Raw genomic sequence first — 20,218 nt, forward strand, 5'->3', positions numbered from 1 at the left:
CCGCCCCTTCTCGTCCGCTCGCTCAGAGCGCCTGCGCCGCCGGCTTCACCATGCCGCGGACCGTGCGCGACTTCACGAACTGGCCCATCGCGGTCATTTCCCACTCGCCGCTGAACTGCTTGATCAGCTTCGCCATCATGACGCCCGTCTGTGCCTCGGCGTTGGTCAGGTCGAAGCGGACCAGCTCCTCGCCGGAGGCCGCGTCGATCAGACGGCAGTACGCCTTGGCGACCTCGGTGAACTTCTGGCCCGAGAACGAGTTCACCGTGAAGACCAGGCCCGTGACGTCCTGGGGGAGGCGGCCGAGGTCGACGACGATCACCTCGTCGTCACCACCGCCCTCGCCCGTGAGGTTGTCGCCGGAGTGCTTGATCGCGCCGTTCACGATCGACAGCTTGCCGAAGTAGCAGCTGTCGACGTGGTTGCGCTGCGGGCCGTACGCGATGACGGAGGCGTCGAGGTCGATGTCCTTGCCGCGGAACGCGGGCTCCCAGCCCAGGCCCATCTTGACCTGCGAGAGCAGCGGCTTGCCGCCCTTGACCAGGGACACCGTCTGGTTCTTCTGGAGGCTGACCCGCCCCTTGTCGAGGTTGATCTTCCCGGCGCCGGGCGCGGGCGCGGCCGGCGCGGCGGCCGGCGGGGGCGGGCCCTGCACTGGCCGGCCCACCGGCGGCGCCATGGGGGCCGCGGCGGGCGCCGGAGCCGGGGCGGGCGCCGGGGCGGCGGCGGGCGCGGGCTCCTCGACCGAGACGCCGAAGTCCGTCGCGATGCCGGCGAGGCCGTTGGAGTACCCCTGGCCGACGGCGCGGGCCTTCCACGCGCCGTTGCGGAGGTAGATCTCCACGATCACCAGGGCGGTCTCCGCGCCGAGCTGCGGCGGGGTGAACGTGGCGAGCACGGAGCCGCTGTCCGCGTCGCGGATGGTGGCGGTGGGCTCGATGCCCTGGAAGGACTGGCCCGCCGCGTCCGGGCTCGCGGTCACGACGATCTTCTCGATGCCGGGCGGCACGGACGCCGTGTCCACGGTGATCTTGTCGGGGGTGGAGCCGCCGCCCGACTGGTAGGTCACACCGGGGCCCGAGGGCTGGTTGAAGAAGATGAAGTCGTCGTCGGAGCGCACCTTGCCGTCGGCGGTGAGCAGCAGGCCCGATACGTCGAGCCGCACCGGGGCGGCGACGTCCACCGCCACGCGGGCGGCGGTCAGAGGGATGTTCGAGCCGGGGGTCATAGCTGTCATGCCAGGGGTAACGAATGACCCCGCTTTACCGTTCCCTTACCCGCGGCAGGTTTTTTTCACCGGCGGTTGCGCGGGTGGTTCCGGGCGGTCCGTTCGTTGCCGCGCTTGTAGTCGCCCGTCCAGCGGGCCATCACCAGCTGCGGGTCCTCGCCCTCGACCTCGGCGAGGAACCGCTCGGCACGGACGCCGCGCAGCGTCCCCGCGGGGCGGCCGCCGTGCGTGATCGTCACGCTGTCGTCGGGGCGTCGGACGTAGGTGAATCCCTGGGGTCGCGGCATGGCCGGGAGCGTAGACCCCGGCCATGCCCGCGCGACACCGGATTACGGCACGACGACGATCTTCCGCCCGACCCCGGAGGCGAACTGGTCGAGCGCCCGGGGGTAGTCGTCGAGCGGCACCCGGTCGCTGATGAACACCTCCGGGTCGAGGACACCCGCCGCGAACAGCTCCGCAGCCCGCTCGTAGCTGTGCAGGACCGCCATCGACCCGGTGATGGTGATCTCCTGGTTGTAGATGCGGTACGGGTCGATCTCCACGCGCGTGGCGTAGTCCGCGACACCGAACTGCAGGAACGTGCCCGCCTTCGCCACCCGGCCGAGGCCGTCCTGGATCGCGGCCGCGTTGCCCGTCGCGTCGATCACCACGTCCCAGCCCTCGGGCCGGTCGAGCTCGTCGGCCCCGGCCGCCGACGCCGAGACGCCGAGCCGCCGCGCCGTCGCCAGGCGCTCGGGGTTGAGGTCGACCACGTCGACGCTGGCCGCGCCGGTCCGCTTGGCCAGCTCCAGCATCATCAGGCCCATCGTGCCCGAGCCGTAGATCAGCACGTGCGAGGCGAGCTGCGAGCGCAGCACGTCGTAGCCGCGCACCGCGCACGACAGCGGCTCGATGAGGGCGGCGTCCTGGGTGCGCACGTGGTCGGGCAGGCGTACGCAGTTGGCGGCGGGCGCCTTGGCGTACTGGGCGGCGCCGCCCGCCGTGGTGACCCCGATCGCGGCCCAGCGCTCGCACATGTTGCCGCGTCCCACGCGGCAGAAGCGGCACTCGTGGCAGTGCAGCGAGGGGTCCACCGCGACGCGGTCGCCGACGGCGAGTTCCCGCACCTCACCGCCGAGGGCGACGACGGTGCCGGCGAACTCGTGGCCGGGCACCACGGGCAGGGTCGGGGCGAACTCGCCCTGGCGGATGTGCAGATCGGTGCCGCAGAGGCCGCACGCGGCGACCTCCACGACGACCTCGCGGGGGCCGGGCGTCGGGTCGGGCACCTCGCCGACGACGACTTTGCCCACCGACTCGACGATCGCGGCCTTCATTTCACAGCTCCCAACGAAAGGCCCTGGACCAGCTTGTCCTGGGCGGCGAACCCCGCGGCGAGCACCGGCAGGGAGATGACGAGCGACGCGGCGCACACCTTCGCCAGGAACAGGCCCTGGCTGGTGATGAAGCCGGTGAGGAAGACGGGCGCGGTCTGGGCGACGACGCCCGTCAGCACCCGCGCGAAGAGCAGTTCGTTCCAGCTGAAGATGAAGCAGATCAGCGAGGTCGCGGCGATGCCGGGCAGCGCGATGGGCGCCACCACGCGCGCGAGGATGGTGGGCAGCCGCGCCCCGTCGATCTGCGCGGCCTCGATGACGGCCTTCGGCACCTCGGCGAGGAAGGACTGCATCATCCAGACCGCGATCGGCAGGTTCATCGAGGTGTAGAGGATGACGAGCAGCCAGATGTTGTCGAGGAAGTCGGTGTTCTTGGCGAACAGGTAGATCGGCAGGAGGCCCGCCACGACCGGCAGCATCTTGGTGGAGAGGAAGAAGAACAGGATGTCCGTCCACTTCTTCACGGGCCTGATCGACAGGGCATACGCGGCGGGCAGGGCGAGGACGAGCACGAGCAGCGTCGAGGAGAGCGAGGCCACCGTGGAGTTGATGAGCGAGGGCCAGGGGCTCGCGCCGCCGCCCGTGCCGAAGAAGTCGCGGTAGCCGTCCAGGGTGAGCGAGGCGGCGAGCGAGGGCGGGTTGGTGGCGGCGTCCTCCTCCGAGTGGAAGGAGGTCAGCGCCATCCAGGCGATGGGCAGGAAGAACAGGATGCCGGCGAGCCAGGCGGCGAGGCCGACCAGGGACCCACGCGCGCGTGGACGGGCCTTCACGGCTTTCGCCGTGTCGGTGGATGCGGCCATCAGCGGGACGCCTCCTCACGGAACAGGGACGAGACGACCCGCAGGGCGAAGGTCGCGATGATGAGCGAGCCGATGACGACGAGCACGCCGGCCGCGGAGGCCAGGCCGTTCTCGTGCGCCTGGTAGAAGCTCTGGTAGACGGTGTAGGGCAGGTTGGCGGTGCCGAGGCCGCCCGAGGTGATGGTGAAGACGGCGTCGAAGTTCTGCACGATGTAGATCGAGCCGAGCAGCGCGCCCAGTTCCAGGTAGCGGCGCAGGTGCGGCAGGGTCAGATGGCGGAAGACCTGCCAGTCGCTCGCCCCGTCCATGCGGGCCGCCTCGATCAGCTCGCTGTCACGGCTCTGCAGCCCGGCGAGGATGATCAGCATCATGAAGGGCGTCCACTGCCACACCAGGGAGGCCTCGATGGCGAGCAGCGGGGTGTTGGAGATCCAGTCGGGCTGTGCCGCGGAGTCCCCGCCCACCCAGTGCAGCAGGCCGTTGAAGAGGCCGTACTCCGGGTTGTAGAGCACGTGCTTCCACAGCAGCGCGGCGGCCACGGGCACGAGCAGGAACGGCGCGATGAGCAGCGTGCGGACGAGCCCGCGCCCCGTGAACCTGCGGTCCAGGAGCAGGGCGAGGCCGAGGCCGATGACCAGGCTCGCGAGGACGACGGAGGCGGTGAGCAGGATCGTGGTCAGCACCGACTTGCGCAGGTCGGGGTCGGTGAGGACCTCGGTGTAGTTCTCGAACCCGGCGAAGCTGCGGGCGTCGGGGTAGAGGGCGTTCCAGTCGAAGAAGGAGATCACCAGGGTCGCCACGAAGGGCAGCTGGGTCACGGCGATCATGAAGATGAGGGCGGGGAGCAGGGGCGCCCTGGTGGCCCAGGCGCGCAGCCGGCCCGACGGGGGTGTCTTCGCGGTGGGCACGCGCGTGTGCCGCACGGTGGTGGTGCTCGCGGTGGCGGTCATCGGCCCTCGTACTCCTCGGAGATCTTCTCGGCGAGGTCCTGTGCCTTGTCCAGGGCCGAGGCGACGGACTGGCGTCCCGCGATGGCGGCGCTGATCTCCTGGGAGACCTTGGTGCCGAGGTCGGTGAACTCGGGGATGCCGACGAACTGGATGCCGGGCGCGGGCCGCGGCTGGACGCCGGGGTCGCGGGGCCTGGCGCCCTCGATGGCGGCCCGCGTGACGTCCTGGAAGGCGGCGGCCTCCTCGCGGTAGGCGGGGTTGGCGTAGGTCGAGGCGCGCTTGCCCGCGGGCACGTTCGACCAGCCGATCTTCTCGCCGACGAGCCGTTCGTACTCCTTGCCCGAGGCCCAGGAGATGAACTTCCACGCCTTGTCGGGGTTGCGGGAGGCCTTCTGCATGCCCCAGGCCCAGGTGTAGAGCCAGCCGGAGTTCCCGGTCTTCGCCACCGGGGCGGAGACGTAGCCGATCTTGCCCTTGACCGGCGACTTGGCGGATTCGAGCGATCCGGCGGCGGCCGTCGCGTCGTACCACATGGCGGTCTTGCCCTGGGTGAGGTTGTTGAGGCACTCGGCGTACCCGGACTGGGCGGCGCCCGACTGGCCGTGCTCGCGTACGAGGTCCACGTAGAAGCGGGTGGCCTTCTCGAACTCGGGGGAGTCCAGGCGGGCCTTCCAGTCCTTGTCGAACCAGGTGCCGCCGAAGGTGTTCACGACGGTGGTCAGGGGCGCCATCAGCTCGCCCCAGCCGGGCAGGCCGCGCAGGCAGATGCCCTTCATCCCCTTCTCCGCGCCGTCCGCCTTGGCGGCGAGGTCGGCGACCTGCTGCCAGGTGGGGCGCTCCGGCATTTTCAGGCCCGCCTTTGCGAAGACGTCCTTGCGGTACATCAGGAAGGACGACTCGCCGTAGAAGGGCTGCCCGTAGAGCTTGCCGTCCTCCCCGGTGAGGGACTGGCGCATCGGCGGCAGGATGTCCTTCTCGTCGTACGCGGTGTCCTTGCGCGCGTAGGAACCGACCTCGTGGAGCCAGCCGTTCTTGGCGTAGATGGGTATCTCGTAGTTGCTGAGGGTGGCGATGTCGTACTGGCCCGCCTGGTTGGCGAAGTCCTGGCTGATCTTGTCGCGGACGTCGTTCTCGGGCAGGACGGTGAAGTTCACCTTGATGCCCGTCTCCTTGGTGAAGTGGGCGGCGGTGAGCTTGCGCAACTCCACCATCTGCGGGTTGTTCACCATCAGGACGTTGAGGGAGTCGCCTGAACCGGTCCCGCCGGCGCCGGCCCAGCAGCCGGTGAGCAGTGGGGCGAGCAGCGTCCCTGCGGCGGCAGCGGCAAGCGCGCGCGGCCTCCGTCGGCTCCGGGTTCGCATGAGTGCTCCTGGACGTAGAGGGGTCATATCGGGGTGATCGGGGCGCGTCGGGGCGTGCGGGAGCCCAGGGCGGCCGTACGGGGTGGAGCGGGGGAGGGGAGGGGCGGCCGTCAGACGCGCAGGACCTGCGGTCCGAGGAGGGAGTAGCGGTGGGCTTCGGAGGCGGGCAGGCGGGTGCTGGTGACGATCGTCTCCAGCTCGCCGATGCCGGCGAACCGGCAGAAGCTCGTCGCCCCGAACTTGGTGTGCACGCCCGGGAACACGGTGCGCCGGGACGCCCTGATGGCCTGCGCCTTGACCTCGCTCACGGCGGGGTCGGGCGTCGTCAGGCCGTGCTCGCGGGAGATGCCGTTGGCGCCGATGTAGGCCAGATCGATGACGAAACCGGCCAGCATGCGCGTCGTCCAGTGGTCGACGGTGGCGAGGGTGCCGGGCCTGACCCGGCCGCCGAGCAGCAGCACGGTGATGTTCTCGGCCTCGGCGAGGACGCCCGCCGTGGCCAGGGACGCCGTGACCACGGTCAGCGGGCGCCCGCCCGCCACCTGGGGCAGGGCCTCGGCGATGAGCTGGGGGGTGAAGCCCTCGTCCACGAAGACGGTCTCGGCGTCCCCGAGCAGTTCGGCCGCGGCGGCGGCGATGCGCCGCTTCTCGGGGACGTGCATGGTCGTGCGGAAGGCGAGGGTGGTCTCGAACCCCGCGCTCTCCACGGGATAGGCGCCGCCGTGGGTGCGGCGGACCAGGCCGTGGTCCTCCAGGGCGCGCAGATCGCGGCGGACGGTCTCCTTCGCGACGCCGAGCCGGGCGGCGAGCTCCGTCACGTCGACGGAACCGGAAGCCCGGGCCGCGTTGACGATCCGCCGCTGACGCTCCTCCGCGGTCATCGGCGCCACCTGCTTCCCTCACGTCTCGCTGTGCCCGTTCGGGCCCTTGGGGGAAGTTCTACCGTGCCCGCACGGACGAGTGAAGGTGCCATCCGGGCGCGATGCTGCCCGTATGTGCCCGCATCATGCGGCGTTGGCCTGGGGTACGGGCGTCGTTCGTGCCCGACTCGGGGAGCGGGGGCGCCCGGTTGCCGCCCGACCGGGCGCGGGCGTTCCCCCGCCGCCTTCGATTCAGTGCGGCCAGAGCGGCGGGTTGGTGCAGAAGTGGCCGCCGATGTGGGCGTGGTCGGGGTTGGCGGGGTCCAGTTCGCCCTGCTCGGCGATGAGCTTCTCCGCGTACCGCTCGGAGTCGTCCCGGGGCGCGTAGCCGAGCGCGCGGGCGGAGGAGAGGTCCCACCACAGGCGGGTGTTGGCGGAGGAGCCGTAGACGACGGTGTGCCCGACGTCCTCGGCGGTGAGGGCCGCGTGGAAGAGGCGTGCGCCGTCGTCCGGGCTCATCCAGACCGAGAGCATCCGCACGCTGGTCGGCTCGGGGAAGCAGGAGCCGATGCGGACCGAGACCGTCTCGATGCCGTGCTTGTCCCAGTACAGCTGGGCGAGGTCCTCGCCGAAGGACTTGGAGAGGCCGTAGAAGGTGTCGGGGCGGCGCGGGGTGTCGAGCGGGATGAGCGGGTCGTCCCCCTGTGGGCGCGGCGTGAAGCCCACCGCGTGGTTGGAGGAGGCGAAGACGATCCGCCGCACACCCTCCTCGCGGGCCGCCTCGTAGAGGTTGTACGTCCCCTCGATGTTCGCCCGGAGGATCTTGTCGAACGTGGACTCCAGGGAGATGCCCGCGAAGTGCAGGACCGCGTCGACCCCGCGCACGGCCTCGCGCAGCGCCTTCCGGTCGGTCAGGTCGGCGGTGACCGCGTCGGGCTCGCCCTCGATGGCGCGCACGTCGAGCAGGCGCAGGTCGTGGCCGTGGGCCGGCAGCAGTTCGCGCATCAGGGTGCCGAGGCCCCCGGCGGCGCCGGTCAGCAGGACGGTGCGGGAAGCGGGCATGCGGGGTCTCCTCGTGCGGCCGTGCGCGGGCGGCGGGGCGGGGCCGGAGCGTACGCGTCCGCGACCCGGATTCGTGCGCATCCACGTACAGGATTCACAACCATGGACACGCTAGGGATCTCGGCGCGACTGCGTCAAGTGTCGCGCGGACGCGGCGAATCCGCTCCCGTGCGCGCGGCGGATCCGCTTGACCAGGGTCGAGAGGGCACCTTAGCGTGGTCGCGTTCAGGGATATGGACGCCAATCAGAAACGTGCACGCCTAGGGAGAGCCCGTGACGTCAGCCCCTCTCGCTTCCCGACTCCGCGTTCCCAGCGGGCCGTTGTTCTTCCCCGTCACCGCCTACGGACCCGACGGCTCCCTCGACCTGGAGACCTTCCGCACCCATGTCCGCGCGGGCGTCGACGCCGGGGCGGCGGCCGTCTTCGCCTGCTGCGGCACGGGCGAGTTCCACGCCCTGACCCCCGAGGAGTTCCACAGCTGCGTCGCCGCCGCCGTCGAGGAGACGGCGGGCCGGGTGCCGGTCGTCGCGGGCGCCGGGTACGGCACCGCCCTCGCCGTGCGGTACGCGCGCCTGGCCGAGGAGGCGGGCGCCGACGGACTGCTCGCCATGCCGCCCTACCTCGTGGTCGCCGGGCAGGAGGGGCTGATCCGGCACTACACCGAACTGGCCGCGGCCACCCCCCTGGACGTCATCGTCTACCAGCGCGACAACGCCGTCCTCACCCCGGAGACGGTCGTCGAACTCGCCCGTGCCGAAGGCGTCATCGGCTTCAAGGACGGCCTCGGCGACATGGACCTGATGCAGCGCACGGTCAGCGCCGTCCGCAGCGAGGCGCCGGGCGACTTCCTGTACTTCAACGGCCTGCCGACCGCCGAGCTGACCGCCCTCGCCTACCGCGGCATCGGCGTCAGCCTCTACTCCTCGGCCGTGTTCTGCTTCGCCCCCGACATCGCCCTCGCCTTCCACCGGGCGCTGGGCGCCGGGACCGCGGCGGGCGACGCCACCGTCAACCGCCTCGTCGACGGCTTCTACCGGCCCTTCGTCGAGCTGCGGGCCCTCGGCCGGGGCTACGCCGTCTCGCTCGTCAAGGCGGGTGTGCGGCTGAGCGGTCTCGACGTCGGCGGGGTGCGCCCGCCGCTGAACGAACCCGCCGCCGAACACGTCAAGCGCCTCGCCGAACTCATCGAGCGCGGCCGGGCGCTGCTCGGCGACGAACTGCCGGGCCAGGACGCCGGGAAGACGCGGCGGGGCAACGCGTGAAGGCCGCCGCGTTCCTCTACCCCTGGGACGTCGTCGGCGATCCCGACGCCCCCGCCCGCCTCACCGGCCTCGGCATCCGGCAGGTCACCCTCGCCGCCGCCTACCACTCCACGCGCGCGCTGACCCCGCGCCACCCCCGCCACCGCGTCGTCACGGCCGCGCACGCCGCCGTGCTGTACCCGCCGGGGGAGCGGTGGCGGGGGCGCGCCCTCCAGCCGTGCCAGGCCGGGGACTGGGCGCCCGGCGACGCCTACGGACAGGCGGCCGAAGCCCTGGCCGCCGCCGGAATCGACGTGCACAGCTGGGTCGTCCTCGCCCACAGCTCCCGCCTCGGCGACGACCACCCGGAGACCTCCGTGGTCAACGCCTACGGCGACCGCTACCCCTGGGCGCCCTGCATCGCGCGGACCGCCACGCGCGCGTACCTCGTCGACCTTGCCGCCGAAGCCGCCGCACGCCCCGGCGCGCACGGCGTCGAGCTGGAGTCGTGCGGCTGGTACGGCCTCGCGCATCTGCACGCCCACGACAAGACCGCGGGCGTCGGACTCGGCGAGGCGGGCCAGTACCTGATGTCCCTGTGCTTCTGCGGCTCCTGCCGCGCGGGATACGCGGGAGCGGGCCTCGACCCGGACGCCCTGGCGGCGGCCGTGCGGGACGCCATGGAGCCCGTCTGGCGGGGCGCCGGCGAGGACCCGGGCTGGGCCGGGGTCGAGAAGCTCCTCGGCGCCGACCGGGCGGCGGCCACGCGCGCGTGGCGCGACGAGGTGGCCCGCACGCTCCAGGAGGCGGCGGTCGCAGCGGTCCGCGCGGCGGCCCCGCCGGACTTCCAGGTCCTGCTGCACGCCGACCCCGTCCCGTACCACTGCGGGGCCAACGCGGGCGTCGACCCGGAGCACATCCTCGGGGTGGCGGACGGCGTGGTCGTGCCCTGCGGGGGCGGGCCGGAGCCGCTGACGCCCTTCAGGGGCCGCGGCGGGGGCGTCATCGCCGCCAACTTCCCCGTCGTCGCGGGCATGGGCGGCGACCCCGCCCGCCTCGCCGACGACGCGGCGCGGGCGGCCGAGCACGGCGCCACCGAACTCCGCCTCTACCACGCCGGTCTGGCCTCGGACGGCGACCTGGCGCTGGTCGCGGAAGCCCTGTCGCGCCTGGAGTGATCGCCGATACGATCCGCGCACCACAACCGTCGCTCCAGTACGACCAGGGGACAAGGGAGACAAGGTGCGCAACAAGGGGATATCCGCGCTGGCCTGTGCCGGACTGATGGCGGGCGCCGCCGTGCTCGGCGGCGCGGCGCCCGCCACCGCGCAAGCCGCGACGGCGGCGCGGGCGGCGGACACGGCGGCCGACACGGCGAAGGATACGCCGGCCGACATCAGGGCCCGGCTCGAGAAGCTGCCCGGCATGAAGGTCGTCTCCGTCACGGACCGGGAGGGCCACCCCCTCTACTCGCTGACGTACCGGCAGCCCGTCGACCACCGCAGGCCCCACGGCGCCACCTTCACCCAGCGCGCCACCCTCTGGCACAAGTCCACCGCCAAGCCGACCGTCCTCTACACCGGCGGCTACACCCTCGCGGGCGGCACCGCCTCCCTCACCAGACTGCTCGATGCCAACCAGGTCAGCGTCGAGCACCGCTACTTCGGCGAGTCCCGGCCCGAGGGCCCGGCGGGCGACGACTGGTCCAAGCTGACCGTCCAGCAGGAGGCCGCCGACGAGCACCGCCTGACCCGGGCCCTGCGCACCATCGAGAAGGGCAAGTGGCTGGGGACCGGGGCCAGCAAGGGCGGCATGACGGCCACCTACCACGAGCGCTTCCACCCCGGCGACCTGGACGCGGTCGTGGCCTTCGTCGCGCCCAACGACGCCGACAACCGCGACGACAGCGGCTACGAGCGCTTCTTCGCGACGGTCGGCACCCAGGAGTGCAGGGACGCCCTGAACGCCGTGCAGCGCGAGATGCTCGTACGCCGTGACACCCTCCTCCCCCGGTTCGAGAAGGAGGCGAAGGCCGAGGGCAGCACCTTCGACCAGACCCTCGGCACCACCGACCGCGCCTACGAGTTCGCGGTCCTCGACCAGGTGTGGAACTTCTGGCAGAGCGGCACCGCCGCCGCCTGCCCGACCGTGCCCGACGCGAAGAAGGCCACCGACGACGAGCTGTACGACTGGTCGAAGGGGCACGGCTTCAGCGTCTACCGCGACCAGGAGCTCGGCGTCAACGGCTCGGGGCCGTACTACCGCCAGGCCGCCACCCAGCTCGGCTGGGCCGACCTGCGGTTCAGCCACCTCAAGGACGTCCGCCGCCACCCGGACGTCTACCAGCCCAACTCGGTGCTGCCGAAGGCCATGCGCGGCACGTACAACAACAAGACCATCGCCGACGTCGACCGCTGGGTGAAGAAGCGCGGCCAGCGCATGATGTTCATCTACGGCCAGAACGACCCCTGGAGCGCCGAGCGCTTCACCCCCAGCCGCCACGACTCCTACCGCTACGAGGTGCCGGGCGCCAACCACGGCGCGTCGATCGCCAAGCTGCCCGAGCCGCAGCAGTCGAAGGCCATCGCGACGATCAAGCGGTGGGCCGGCGTGAAGTAGCCCTTCGGGCCGGGCGCAGCAGGGGCGCGGCGATCAGCAGCCGCGCCCCCGCGAGCAGCGGGAGGAGCACGCGGAGGTCGACGCTCTCCACCAACGCCGCCCCCGCCGCGATGCCGAGGGCGGTCGGCGCGAACATCAGCGTGCCGGCGGTCGCCGCCGCCCGGCCGAGCAGCGCGTCCGGGGTCTCCCGCTGCACGGCCGTGAGCCCCGCGATCAGCACGCAGGGCAGCCCGGCGCCGTTCGCGAGGCTGCCCGCGAGGACCGCCGTGTCGCTCGGCAGGGCGCTGAGCGCCAGACCCGCGCCGCTCAGCGCGACGCCCGCGCCGGCGAACCGCCGCTCGCCCAGGCGCCGCAGCAGGGCGCCCGAGGCCACGCCCACCGCGACGGACCCCGCGCCCTGCACGACGTAGAGCACCCCCGTGTGCGCGGGCGCGTGGCCGAGCCCTTCCACGATCGCGTACACCGCGGCGCCGCTCACCCCCGACGTCAGCATCGTCAGGCCGCCCGCCACGACGAGGGGCCGCAGCCGTGCGTTCCTCCACAGGTGCCGCGCCCCCTCGGCGGTCCTGGCCCGCAGCGGCGTGCGCTCGGGCGCAGGCATCGGCTCGCGGACCCGCAGCAGCGCGTACATCCCCGCGGCGAGCACGAACGTGACGGCGTCGAGGAGCGCCACCCGGGCCCCGCCGTACGCGGTGAACAACCCCGCGCCGACGAGCGGCGCCACCAGCTTCATGCCCTCGTTGGCCGCCATCCGCAGGCCGTTGAAGTCGCCCAGCAGCTCCTTGCCGACGGCCGCCGGGGCGAGGGCCGCCTCCGCCGCGTCCGTGACGACGCCGCACGCCCCGTGGACGAGGAGCACCGCGAAGAGGATCCACAGCCGTCCCGCGCCGTCCACGGCGAGCAGGGCCAGGAGCAGCGCGCCGAGCGCGAGGCAGACGGTCACGAGCAGCGGCCTGCGGCGCGTGCGGTCGGCGAGCGTGCCGAGCAGCGGGCCGAGGAGGGTGGGCGCCCAGAGGGCGAGCTGGCAGAGCGCGGCCAGGCCGTCGGAGCCGGTCAGCTCCTTGACCCAGATGCCGGAGACCAGCCCGAGCGCGGTGCTCCCGAAGCCGGACACCAGCACCGCGCCGAGGTAGAGCCCCGCGTTGCGGTCCCGCAGGACACGCCCGATCGTCGTCGATGTCATGCCTGGTGATGGTGGTTCTAAGGCCCCGGCGGCGGGATCGGGCGGATGCCCTGGCGGCGGGCGATGAGTCACGGGCGCGGGGCGGGTCTACCGGGGAGACGTACCGAGGCCGCCGCCTCAGAGGCGCGCGGCGCGTGGACATGTGGAGGCAGCACCATGACCGACGACACCTTCGACCTCGGCCCGCAGGCCCGCCTCGTGGCGCGCGTGGCCGAACGCGTCGGCGACGATCAGCTCGCGGCGCCGACGCCCTGCCCCGAGTTCGCCGTACGCAACCTGCTCGGGCATCTCATCGGCCTCACCCAGGCCTTCGAGCTGGCCGCCCGGAAGGACTTCCGGCCGGTTCTCGACCGCGACCCCGGCAGCGTCGTGCCCGACATCGGACCCGGCTGGCGCGGTGAGCTGCCGAAGTCCCTGGAGGCCCTCGTCGAGGCGTGGCGCGACCCGGCGGCCCGGCAGGGCATGACGCGCGCGGGCGGGGTCGACCTGCCGGGGGAGGTCGCGGCCCTCGTCGTCCTCGACGAACTGGTCGTGCACGGCTGGGACCTGGCGCGCGCCACGGGCCAGGAGTACGCGCCCGACGAGGCGAGCCTGGAGGGCGCGCGGGCGCTCCTCACGCCCGCCGACGGCGATGACGCGGAGAGCGGCCTGTTCGGGCGGCCGGTGCCCGTGCCGCGGGACGCGCCCCTGCTCGACCAGGTGATCGGGATGAGCGGCCGTGACCCGCGGTGGACCGCGGGCGGCTGAGGGGAGGCCGGGCGCCGGACGCGCGGAGCGAGCCGGAAGCAGAGTCTGCGTAGCGAGATAGGTTGCAATCCTGACTAGGTCGCCATACGGTCTAGGTAGCTCATACGCACAGGGGTCGGTGCGGCGCGCGGCACACGTGCGCGCGCCCCGCCGCCCCTTCGGGAAGGGGGACCCCATGACCATCTCGCCGGACTTCTCGGCCGCATCCACGGCCGTGACAGCCGCGCTCGCCGGCTACCTGCTGCTCGGCGAACCCTGGGCGGGCCGCAGGATGTACGGCTCGCTGGCCCGGCGCAGGCACACCGAACCCCGCGCCCTCGTCCGCTACTTCGGCTCCGTGCTCGCCCTGTGGTGGGCGTTCGCCGCCCTCGCCGTCGCCGCCCTGCTGCTCTCGCCGGGCGTGGGCGCCGCCGACCTCGGCCTCGCGACGCCGGACAGGTCAGCGGTCGTGATCACCGGCGTCCTCCTCGCCGCCGCGATCACCATGGCCTCGGCCCGCAACTTCCACGACCTCGCCCGGCAGGGCAAGAACGTGCCGGGACGCGCCTCCATCGAGGCGATGCTGCCGCGCACCCCGAAGGAGCGCCGGCTGGCGGTCGCCGTCGCCGTCACCGACGGCCTCTGCGCCGAGCTGGTCTACCGCGGCCTGCTGACCGCCTTCGGCGTCGGGGTCCTCGGCCTGGACGTCACCGTGGCCGCGGCCCTCTCCGTCGTCGTCTACGCCGTCGCCGGGTTCTACCAGGGCCGCCAGGGCGTCCTCGTCTTCGCCCTCTTCGGCGTGCTCTTCAGCGGCCTCTACCTCGCGACCGGCAGCCTGCTGCTCCCCGCCGCCGTGCACGTCCTCATCTCCGTACGCGATCTGACGCTGCCCGCGCCCGAGAGGCCGCTCGCCGCGGCCGCCGCCTGACCAGGACGGACCCTTCATGAGCGACCGCAGATCCAGCTGGTTCAAGGGCGTGCTCGATCTGCTCGTGCTCGCCGCCCTCACCGGCGGCGAGAGCTACGGCTACGAGATCGCCAAGCTCCTCGGCGGCGCCGGCTTCGGGCAGATCAAGGGCGGCACGCTCTACCCCGTCCTCAACCGCCTGGAGGAGGCGGGCCTGGTCGACGCGGAGTTCCGGGCCGCGGAGAAGGGGCCGGGGCGTCGCTACTACCGGCTCACCGAAGAGGGCCGCGCGACCCTCGGTGAGCAGGGCGGGCTCTGGCTCGCCTTCGACCATTCCGTACGTGAGGTCCTCGCCAGGGCGGGAGTGGAGGAACGATGAGCACGACCGACGCGGACGACCGCCACCGGCAGGACGGCTACCTCCTGGAGCTGGCCGAGCGGCTGCGGGCACACGGCCTGCCCGCCGACCGCGTCGAGGCGACCGTCATGGACCTCGGGGCGCACCTCGCGGAGTGCGGCGCGGGGGACGCGGAGGCCGAGTTCGGCCCCGCCGAGGAGTTCGCCCGGCAGCTGGTGCCCGACACGGGGGTGCGGGCACCGGCTGATCCGGGCGACGAGGTGGAGACGTGGCGCTGGACCGCCGACGCCTACGTCGACGAGGCGCTGTTGAACCGCTTCGGCGACGAGGGCTGGGAGGTGCAGCGCGTCGACGCCGTCGGGCGCTTCGTGAGCCACCGCGACGTGGCACAGCCGCAGCGCTGGGAGTACCGGCGCGAGCTGGTCACCCGCGGCCGCGCGGACGTCGACCTGCGCCTCGCTCCGGACGGCTGGGAAGCGTGCGGGGACTGGCTCGTCTACGCCTACTACAAGCGCCCCCGCGCGGCGAGCCTCGGGCCCGCGGCGCGGGTCGACTCCCCGCCGCCGGTGCCGGAGCGCTCCAGCTTCTTCAGCCGGAAGTTCTACGCGCTCCTCGCGGTGTTCGCCGCCGCGCTGGTCGTGGCGGGCGCGGTGGCGGCCGTGGGGGACGGTGACGCGTCCAGCGGCCTCGGTTTCGTGACCGGCGGCATCGTGGGCGCGGCGATCCCCGCGGCGGCGGCCTGGACGTACCAGCGGCGGCGGACCCGGCGGTCGTAGCGGGCAGCGCTGCGCGCCGCTTGCGGAGAAGTCCCGGCGCCACGCCGAGTGGTACGGCGTGGCGCCGGGACTTCTCCGCGACCGCCGGGGCCTACGACCTCAGCGCGGCCTGCATCATCGCCTTGGCGATCGGGGCGGCCAGGCCGTTGCCGCTCACTTCGTCGCGGGCCGCGCTGGACGATTCGATCATCACGGCCACCGCGACCTCCTTGCCGTCGTCGCTCTTCGCGTACGACGTGAACCAGGCGTACGGCGTCTTGCTGTTCCGCTCGCCGTGCTGGGCCGTGCCCGTCTTGCCGCCGACCGTCACGCCCGCGATCTGCGCGTTCGAGCCGGTGCCCTCCTCGACGACCGTCTCCATCGCCGACTGCAGGCCCTCCGCGGTGCCCTCGCCCATCACCCGCCGGCCGTCGCCGTCGCCGTACTTCTCCAGGACGTCGCCGCCCGAGTCGGTGATCTGCGAGACCATGTGCGGCGCGGCCAGCTCGCCGCCGTTGGCGATGGCCGCCGAGACCATCGCCATCTGCAGCGGTGTCGCCGTGACGTCGAACTGGCCGATGCCGGACAGACCCGTCTGCGCCTTGTCCATGCCCGACGGGTAGACGCTCTCGCCCGCGCGCACCGGGACGTCCAGCTTGTCCGCGTTGAAGCCCAGCTTCTCCGCCATCGCCCTCACCTTGTCCTGGCCGAGGTCCACGGCCATCTTCGCGAAGACGTTGTTGCAGGAGTACCGCAAGGCCGTGCGGATGTCCGCGTCCTCGCAGGGCGCCGCCTGGTTCTCGTTGCGCAGGACCGTCGCCGTGCCCGGCAGGGTGTACGGGTTCGGGCTGTCGGTCTTCGAGTCGACCGAGGAGTACAGGCCGTCCTCCAGGGCCGCCGCCGCGACGACCAGCTTGAACGTCGAACCGGGCGGCAGCGGCTGGCGCAGCGCGCGGTTCACCATCGGCTTCTCCTCGTCCGTCGTCAGCTCCTGCCACGCCGCGGAGTCCATGGAGCCGCTGATCCGCGACGGGTCGTACGACGGCGTGGAGACCATGCCGAGGACGCGGCCGGTCTTCGGGTCGACGGCGACCGCCGCGCCCTTCTTGTCGCCCAGCGCCTTGTACCCCGCCTTCTGCACCGAGGGGTCGATGGTCGTCACGACGTCGCCGGGGTCGGCGCGCTTGTTCGTGAGCGTGTCGAGCGGGTTCTTCAGGCGGTTGTCGGTGCCGTCGAGGACGTCCTTGTAGATGCCCTCCAGTTGCGTGGCGCCGTACACCTGGGAGCTGTAGCCCGTGACGGGGGCGTACAGGGCGCCGTCCTCGTACGTGCGTTTGTAGGCGAGGTCTCCTCCCTTCGTCCGCGCGGAGCCGGTGACGGCCTCACCGCCCACGATGATGTCGCCCAGCGGGTTCGCGTACTGCTCGATCACGTTCCGCCGGTTGTGCTTGTCGTCCGCGAGCGCCTTCGAGTCGTGGAACTGCACCCAGGTCGCCCGCAGGAGGAGGGCGAGCACGAGCAGCAGAGCGAAGACCGAGGCGTGCCTGATCGTCTTGTTCATCCCAGGGGATGACGAGCGGGGGGAGCCGGTTCGTTCCCTTCTGGTGGGCTTGTGACCGTTTTCTCAGGCAGTTCTCACATCGGGCAGCAGATCAGGCAGCAGATCCAGCAGGTCCGTCGTGCGTATGCGGTGCGGCCCCCGGCCCTCCGGCCCCCCGGCCCTCCGGCCCCCCGGCCCCCTGGCCCCCCGGGCCCCGGCCGCCGTCGGTCTTCGGGCGGCCATCCTCCGTCGTCAGGCCGCTTCCATGAAGCCCGACTCGTAGGCCGCGATCACCGCCTGCGTGCGGTCCCGTGCGCCCGTCTTGGCCAGCACCGAGGCCACGTGCGTCTTCACCGTGGCCGCGCCCACGCCCATCCGCCCGGCGATCTCCGCGTTGGTCAGGCCCGTCGCCATCCACCGCAGCACCTCGCTCTCCCGTGCGGTGAGCCGCGCGACCCAGGCGGGCGGCTCGGGCTCGGGGCGGCCGTGCTCGGCGGCCAGGGCGCGCACGGCTGCGGGGAAGAGGAGGGAGTCGCTGTGCGCGACGATGCGCACGGCCTGGACCAGGGAGTCCGCGTCCGCCCGCTTCAGGAGGAAACCGGCGGCTCCCGCGCGCAGCGCCTCGTAGACGTAGGAGTCGTTCTCGAACGTCGTCACGACGACGACGCGCGGCGGCTCCGGCATCGTGCGCAGAATCTGCTCCGTGGCGCGGATGCCGTCGACCTCCGGCATGCGGACGTCCATCAGGACCACGTCGGGCCGCAGCTCCCTGACGGCGGATACGGCCTCCGCGCCGGTCGCCGCCTCGCCGACGACCTCGATGCCGGGCTCGGCGGAGAGGATCGCGCGCAGCGCGGTGCGCACCATGCGCTCGTCGTCGGCGAGGACGACGCGGATGGCCGCGCGTCCGGGGCCCGTGCCTTCGGGCGTGGTCGTCATGCGTGTCCCTTCGGGGGCATAAGCGGGAGGCGTACGGTCAGCCGCCACACCCCGGCCGCGGGGCCCGCCTCCGCGGCGCCGCCGAGGAGGCGGGCCCGGTCGGCGATGCCGCGCAGTCCGTGGCCGCCGCCGGGGCGGGTGGCAGGGGAGTGGGCGGGCAGGGGGTTCTCGGCGGTGACGGTGAGGTCCGGGCCGGCCGGGGTGATGCGCAGGGTGACGCAGGAGTCGCCGCCGTGGCGCAGGGCGTTGCTCAGCGCCTCCTGGACGATGCGGTAGGCCTCGCGGGAGACGAGGGGCGGCAGGGCCGCGGGGTCCATGCCGACGGTGGCGCTCACGCGCAGGCCGCCCGCCCTGGTGCGGCGCAGCAGGCCGTCCAGATCTGCGGCGAGGCTGGGCGCGGGCGCCGTGGAGCGGGCGCCGTCGGCCTCCCTCAGCACCCCGAGGACGGCGTCCAGTTCGCCGACCGTGCGCCGCGTGGTGTCCTCGATGGCGGCCAGCGCCTCCCGCACGAACTCCGGGTCCTGGTCGAGGACACGGCGGGCCGCGGACGCCTGGAGCGTGACGGCGCTCAGGGCGTGGCCCACCGAGTCGTGCAGCTCGCGCGCCAGGCGGTTGCGCACCGCCAGGTCGGCGGCGCGCCGCTCGGCGTCGGCGAGCCGGTCGGCGGGCGTCGGGCCCAGCAGCCGGGGCGCCCAGTGCGCCAGGAGCCCGCCCGCCACCGCCGCGCACGCCGCGAGCGCCACCAGCGAGGCGACGCCGATGAGCGGGCTGAGCGCGAGCACCCAGGGCTCGCCGAAGGCCGCGGGCATCCCGAGGCGGCTGTCCCGCAGGGCCGAGAAGAACGGCAGCGCGATCAGCACGGCCGCGAACGGCGGCAGCGCCAGCGACATGCCGCTGATGACCCCGCCGAAACCCAGGTGCAGCGCGAACCACGCGGCGGTGCGCCCCCGGGCCGCCCGGGAGCGCGCGGGGCCTTCGGCGAGGGCGTCGTCCGGCACCCCGCACAGCGCCCGCACGGCGGCCACCGACATGGGCCGGGTCAGCGGGAACAGCGCGGTGACCGCGGCGAGCGGCAGCCCGACCGCGAACGAGCTGAGCTGGGCGGTGAGCGACCCGAGGACGTGGTCGTCGCCGATGAGCGGCCCGATGATCACGGAGCCCACGAAGACGTACGGCATGGCGAGCGCGCCGCCCAGGATGAGATGGATCCACCGGCGGCGCGCACGGCGTCCGAAGAGGGCGGTGCGGACGGCTCTCACGCCCCGTCCCCGGAGCCGGCGGCCGACGCGCGTGCCCGCTCGGCGAGGAACCGCGCCGCGACGACGGCCACCAGCGTCCCGATGATCACGTGCACAGCGTAGGTGAGGAACATCGTGCCGGTGGGCCGTCCCGTGGAGTCGCCCAGGGTCGTCAGCGCGCCGAACAGCAGCCAGCCGCCCCAGCAGCCCACCGCGCCCGAGCCCAGCCAGGCCAGGGCGAGCGGCACCTTGACCGGGAGCGCGGGCCGCCACCCGCAGGCCAGGAGCAGGCCGCCGGCCACGGCCACGGCGAGGTAGAGGGCGTTCAGCGCCTCCAGGACGGCGAAGTCGGTGCCGCGCTCCTCGATCCGTGCCGCGCTCAGGCCGGTGGTGGCGCCGGTGGCCCACAGCAGGTGCAGGGCGGCGGGGCAGAGCGCGAGCAGGGCGGCGGCGAGCGCCGTGGCGCGGCGGGCCCGGCCGTGGCCGCGCGGCAGGTCCCCCAGCCGGCCGCGCCACAGGTGGCCCCAGCGGTCCCTGGCGTAGAGGACGAAGAGGCAGCCGAGGGCGATGCCCTGCACGATGAAGCCGGTGTAGACCACGCCGAAGACCCACTCGTCGAGGAAGGGCTCGGCCGCGCCGCCGCCGTCCCCCGAGCCGCCGCCGAGGCCGCCGTCGAAGGCCCTGACCAGCTGGGTCAGCGGGAACCCCGCCATGATCGGCACGAGCAGGCCGGTCGCCGCCCACATCGGCGGCACGAGGAACCGGGCGGGCGTCCGCGTCCCCCAGGGCCGGGTGAGCAGCAGCACGAGGACGACGACGGCGCCGTCCATCAGGACGGTCAGCCCGTTCGCGAAGATCATCAGGGCCCGGTGGTCGAGCAGCGTGCTGCCCTCGGGGATGCCCGGCCGGCTCCCGGCGATCCAGGCCACCTTGAGGGAGAGGTACGGGACACAGGCGGCCAGCGCGGCGCACCGCAGGGCGCGGCGGAGGCGGCTGAGGGCGAACGGGGCCGGGGCGCGCCGCGGGGCGGTGGGCAGTGTCTGCGTCATGGCTCCACGCTCCCGCCCGCGG

The 20,218-nt window shown here is 73.2% G+C and carries 20 protein-coding genes; 7 read left to right on the forward strand and 13 right to left on the reverse strand.

Going from position 1 to position 20,218, the window contains the following annotated elements; genetic code table 11:
• Window positions 1-22: 22 nt before the first annotated feature.
• The 8 genes from DCW30_RS33630 to DCW30_RS33665 form a co-directional block, all read right to left on the reverse strand.
• Window positions 23-1,228, reverse strand: a complete 1,206-nt coding sequence (locus DCW30_RS33630) for a TerD family protein (protein WP_076686856.1) — start codon at window positions 1,226-1,228, stop codon at window positions 23-25.
• A 65-nt stretch (window positions 1,229-1,293) separates the two neighbouring features.
• Window positions 1,294-1,515, reverse strand: coding sequence for a hypothetical protein (locus DCW30_RS33635; RefSeq protein WP_076686857.1), 222 nt, complete (start codon window positions 1,513-1,515; stop codon window positions 1,294-1,296).
• A 42-nt stretch (window positions 1,516-1,557) separates the two neighbouring features.
• On the reverse strand, window positions 1,558-2,547 hold the full coding sequence (locus DCW30_RS33640; protein WP_076686858.1) for a zinc-dependent alcohol dehydrogenase family protein: 990 nt from the start codon (window positions 2,545-2,547) through the stop codon (window positions 1,558-1,560).
• Window positions 2,544-3,407: a carbohydrate ABC transporter permease gene (locus DCW30_RS33645; RefSeq protein WP_076686859.1), complete on the reverse strand. Its 864-nt coding sequence runs from the start codon at window positions 3,405-3,407 to the stop codon at window positions 2,544-2,546. Before DCW30_RS33645 ends, DCW30_RS33640 begins: the two co-directional genes overlap by 4 nt.
• Window positions 3,407-4,357, reverse strand: a complete 951-nt coding sequence (locus DCW30_RS33650) for a carbohydrate ABC transporter permease (protein WP_062771775.1) — start codon at window positions 4,355-4,357, stop codon at window positions 3,407-3,409. Before DCW30_RS33650 ends, DCW30_RS33645 begins: the two co-directional genes overlap by 1 nt.
• On the reverse strand, window positions 4,354-5,718 hold the full coding sequence (locus tag DCW30_RS33655; protein ID WP_062771778.1) for an ABC transporter substrate-binding protein: 1,365 nt from the start codon (window positions 5,716-5,718) through the stop codon (window positions 4,354-4,356). Before DCW30_RS33655 ends, DCW30_RS33650 begins: the two co-directional genes overlap by 4 nt.
• Window positions 5,719-5,828: 110 nt before the next feature.
• Window positions 5,829-6,599 carry a DeoR/GlpR family DNA-binding transcription regulator gene (locus DCW30_RS33660; RefSeq protein ID WP_062771781.1) on the reverse strand — a complete coding sequence of 257 codons (771 nt, stop codon included), beginning with the start codon at window positions 6,597-6,599 and terminating at the stop codon, window positions 5,829-5,831.
• 231 nt (window positions 6,600-6,830) lie between these two features.
• Window positions 6,831-7,640: an NAD-dependent epimerase/dehydratase family protein gene (locus DCW30_RS33665; protein WP_076686860.1), complete on the reverse strand. Its 810-nt coding sequence runs from the start codon at window positions 7,638-7,640 to the stop codon at window positions 6,831-6,833.
• Window positions 7,641-7,913: 273 nt separating this feature from the next.
• Here DCW30_RS33665 and DCW30_RS33670 point away from each other — a divergent pair, with 273 nt between their 5' ends.
• From DCW30_RS33670 to DCW30_RS33680, 3 genes are all read left to right on the forward strand, one after another.
• Entirely contained in the window at window positions 7,914-8,903 is a 990-nt protein-coding gene (locus DCW30_RS33670) for a 5-dehydro-4-deoxyglucarate dehydratase (RefSeq protein WP_076686861.1), read from the forward strand.
• The gene (locus DCW30_RS33675) at window positions 8,900-10,060 is read left to right on the forward strand and encodes a hypothetical protein (RefSeq protein WP_076686862.1); all 1,161 of its coding nucleotides are present in this window, start codon (window positions 8,900-8,902) and stop codon (window positions 10,058-10,060) included. The genes DCW30_RS33670 and DCW30_RS33675 overlap by 4 nt, the downstream gene beginning before the upstream one ends.
• Window positions 10,061-10,124: 64 nt before the next feature.
• Window positions 10,125-11,501: a S28 family serine protease gene (locus tag DCW30_RS33680; RefSeq protein ID WP_076686863.1), complete on the forward strand. Its 1,377-nt coding sequence runs from the start codon at window positions 10,125-10,127 to the stop codon at window positions 11,499-11,501.
• On the opposite strand, the gene DCW30_RS33685 is transcribed toward DCW30_RS33680, so the two are convergent.
• Window positions 11,476-12,684, reverse strand: a complete 1,209-nt coding sequence (locus DCW30_RS33685; RefSeq protein WP_076686864.1) for an MFS transporter — start codon at window positions 12,682-12,684, stop codon at window positions 11,476-11,478. The two genes, DCW30_RS33680 and DCW30_RS33685, sit on opposite strands and share 26 nt — an antisense overlap.
• A gap of 156 nt (window positions 12,685-12,840) precedes the next feature.
• Here DCW30_RS33685 and DCW30_RS33690 point away from each other — a divergent pair, with 156 nt between their 5' ends.
• The 4 genes from DCW30_RS33690 to DCW30_RS33705 all read left to right on the forward strand — a co-directional run bounded on the left by DCW30_RS33690 (window position 12,841) and on the right by DCW30_RS33705 (window position 15,451).
• A complete protein-coding gene (locus DCW30_RS33690) occupies window positions 12,841-13,431 on the forward strand; it encodes a TIGR03086 family metal-binding protein (RefSeq protein WP_076686865.1) in 591 nt (196 codons plus the stop codon).
• 175 nt (window positions 13,432-13,606) lie between these two features.
• Complete coding sequence (locus tag DCW30_RS33695) at window positions 13,607-14,338, forward strand: CPBP family intramembrane glutamic endopeptidase (protein ID WP_076686866.1); 732 nt, start codon at window positions 13,607-13,609, stop codon at window positions 14,336-14,338.
• Window positions 14,339-14,354: 16 nt separating this feature from the next.
• Window positions 14,355-14,696: a PadR family transcriptional regulator gene (locus DCW30_RS33700; protein WP_062771805.1), complete on the forward strand. Its 342-nt coding sequence runs from the start codon at window positions 14,355-14,357 to the stop codon at window positions 14,694-14,696.
• Window positions 14,693-15,451 (forward strand): hypothetical protein, encoded by a 759-nt coding sequence (locus DCW30_RS33705; protein WP_076686867.1) that lies wholly within the window; start codon window positions 14,693-14,695, stop codon window positions 15,449-15,451. The genes DCW30_RS33700 and DCW30_RS33705 overlap by 4 nt, the downstream gene beginning before the upstream one ends.
• Before the next feature lie 91 nt (window positions 15,452-15,542).
• Here DCW30_RS33705 and DCW30_RS33710 read toward each other — a convergent pair whose 3' ends face one another.
• The 4 genes from DCW30_RS33710 to DCW30_RS33725 all read right to left on the reverse strand — a co-directional run bounded on the left by DCW30_RS33710 (window position 15,543) and on the right by DCW30_RS33725 (window position 20,196).
• The gene (locus tag DCW30_RS33710) at window positions 15,543-16,991 is read right to left on the reverse strand and encodes a peptidoglycan D,D-transpeptidase FtsI family protein (protein ID WP_076686868.1); all 1,449 of its coding nucleotides are present in this window, start codon (window positions 16,989-16,991) and stop codon (window positions 15,543-15,545) included.
• Window positions 16,992-17,222: 231 nt separating this feature from the next.
• The gene (locus DCW30_RS33715) at window positions 17,223-17,909 is read right to left on the reverse strand and encodes a response regulator transcription factor (RefSeq protein ID WP_076686869.1); all 687 of its coding nucleotides are present in this window, start codon (window positions 17,907-17,909) and stop codon (window positions 17,223-17,225) included.
• A complete protein-coding gene (locus DCW30_RS33720; RefSeq protein ID WP_076686870.1) occupies window positions 17,906-19,168 on the reverse strand; it encodes a sensor histidine kinase in 1,263 nt (420 codons plus the stop codon). Before DCW30_RS33720 ends, DCW30_RS33715 begins: the two co-directional genes overlap by 4 nt.
• Window positions 19,165-20,196: a hypothetical protein gene (locus DCW30_RS33725; RefSeq protein WP_076686871.1), complete on the reverse strand. Its 1,032-nt coding sequence runs from the start codon at window positions 20,194-20,196 to the stop codon at window positions 19,165-19,167. The genes DCW30_RS33720 and DCW30_RS33725 overlap by 4 nt, the downstream gene beginning before the upstream one ends.
• Window positions 20,197-20,218 lie beyond the last annotated feature (22 nt).

Origin of the sequence: Streptomyces alfalfae, from assembly GCF_004127445.1 — a bacterium.
Taxonomy (GTDB): Bacteria; Actinomycetota; Actinomycetes; order Streptomycetales; family Streptomycetaceae; genus Streptomyces; species Streptomyces alfalfae.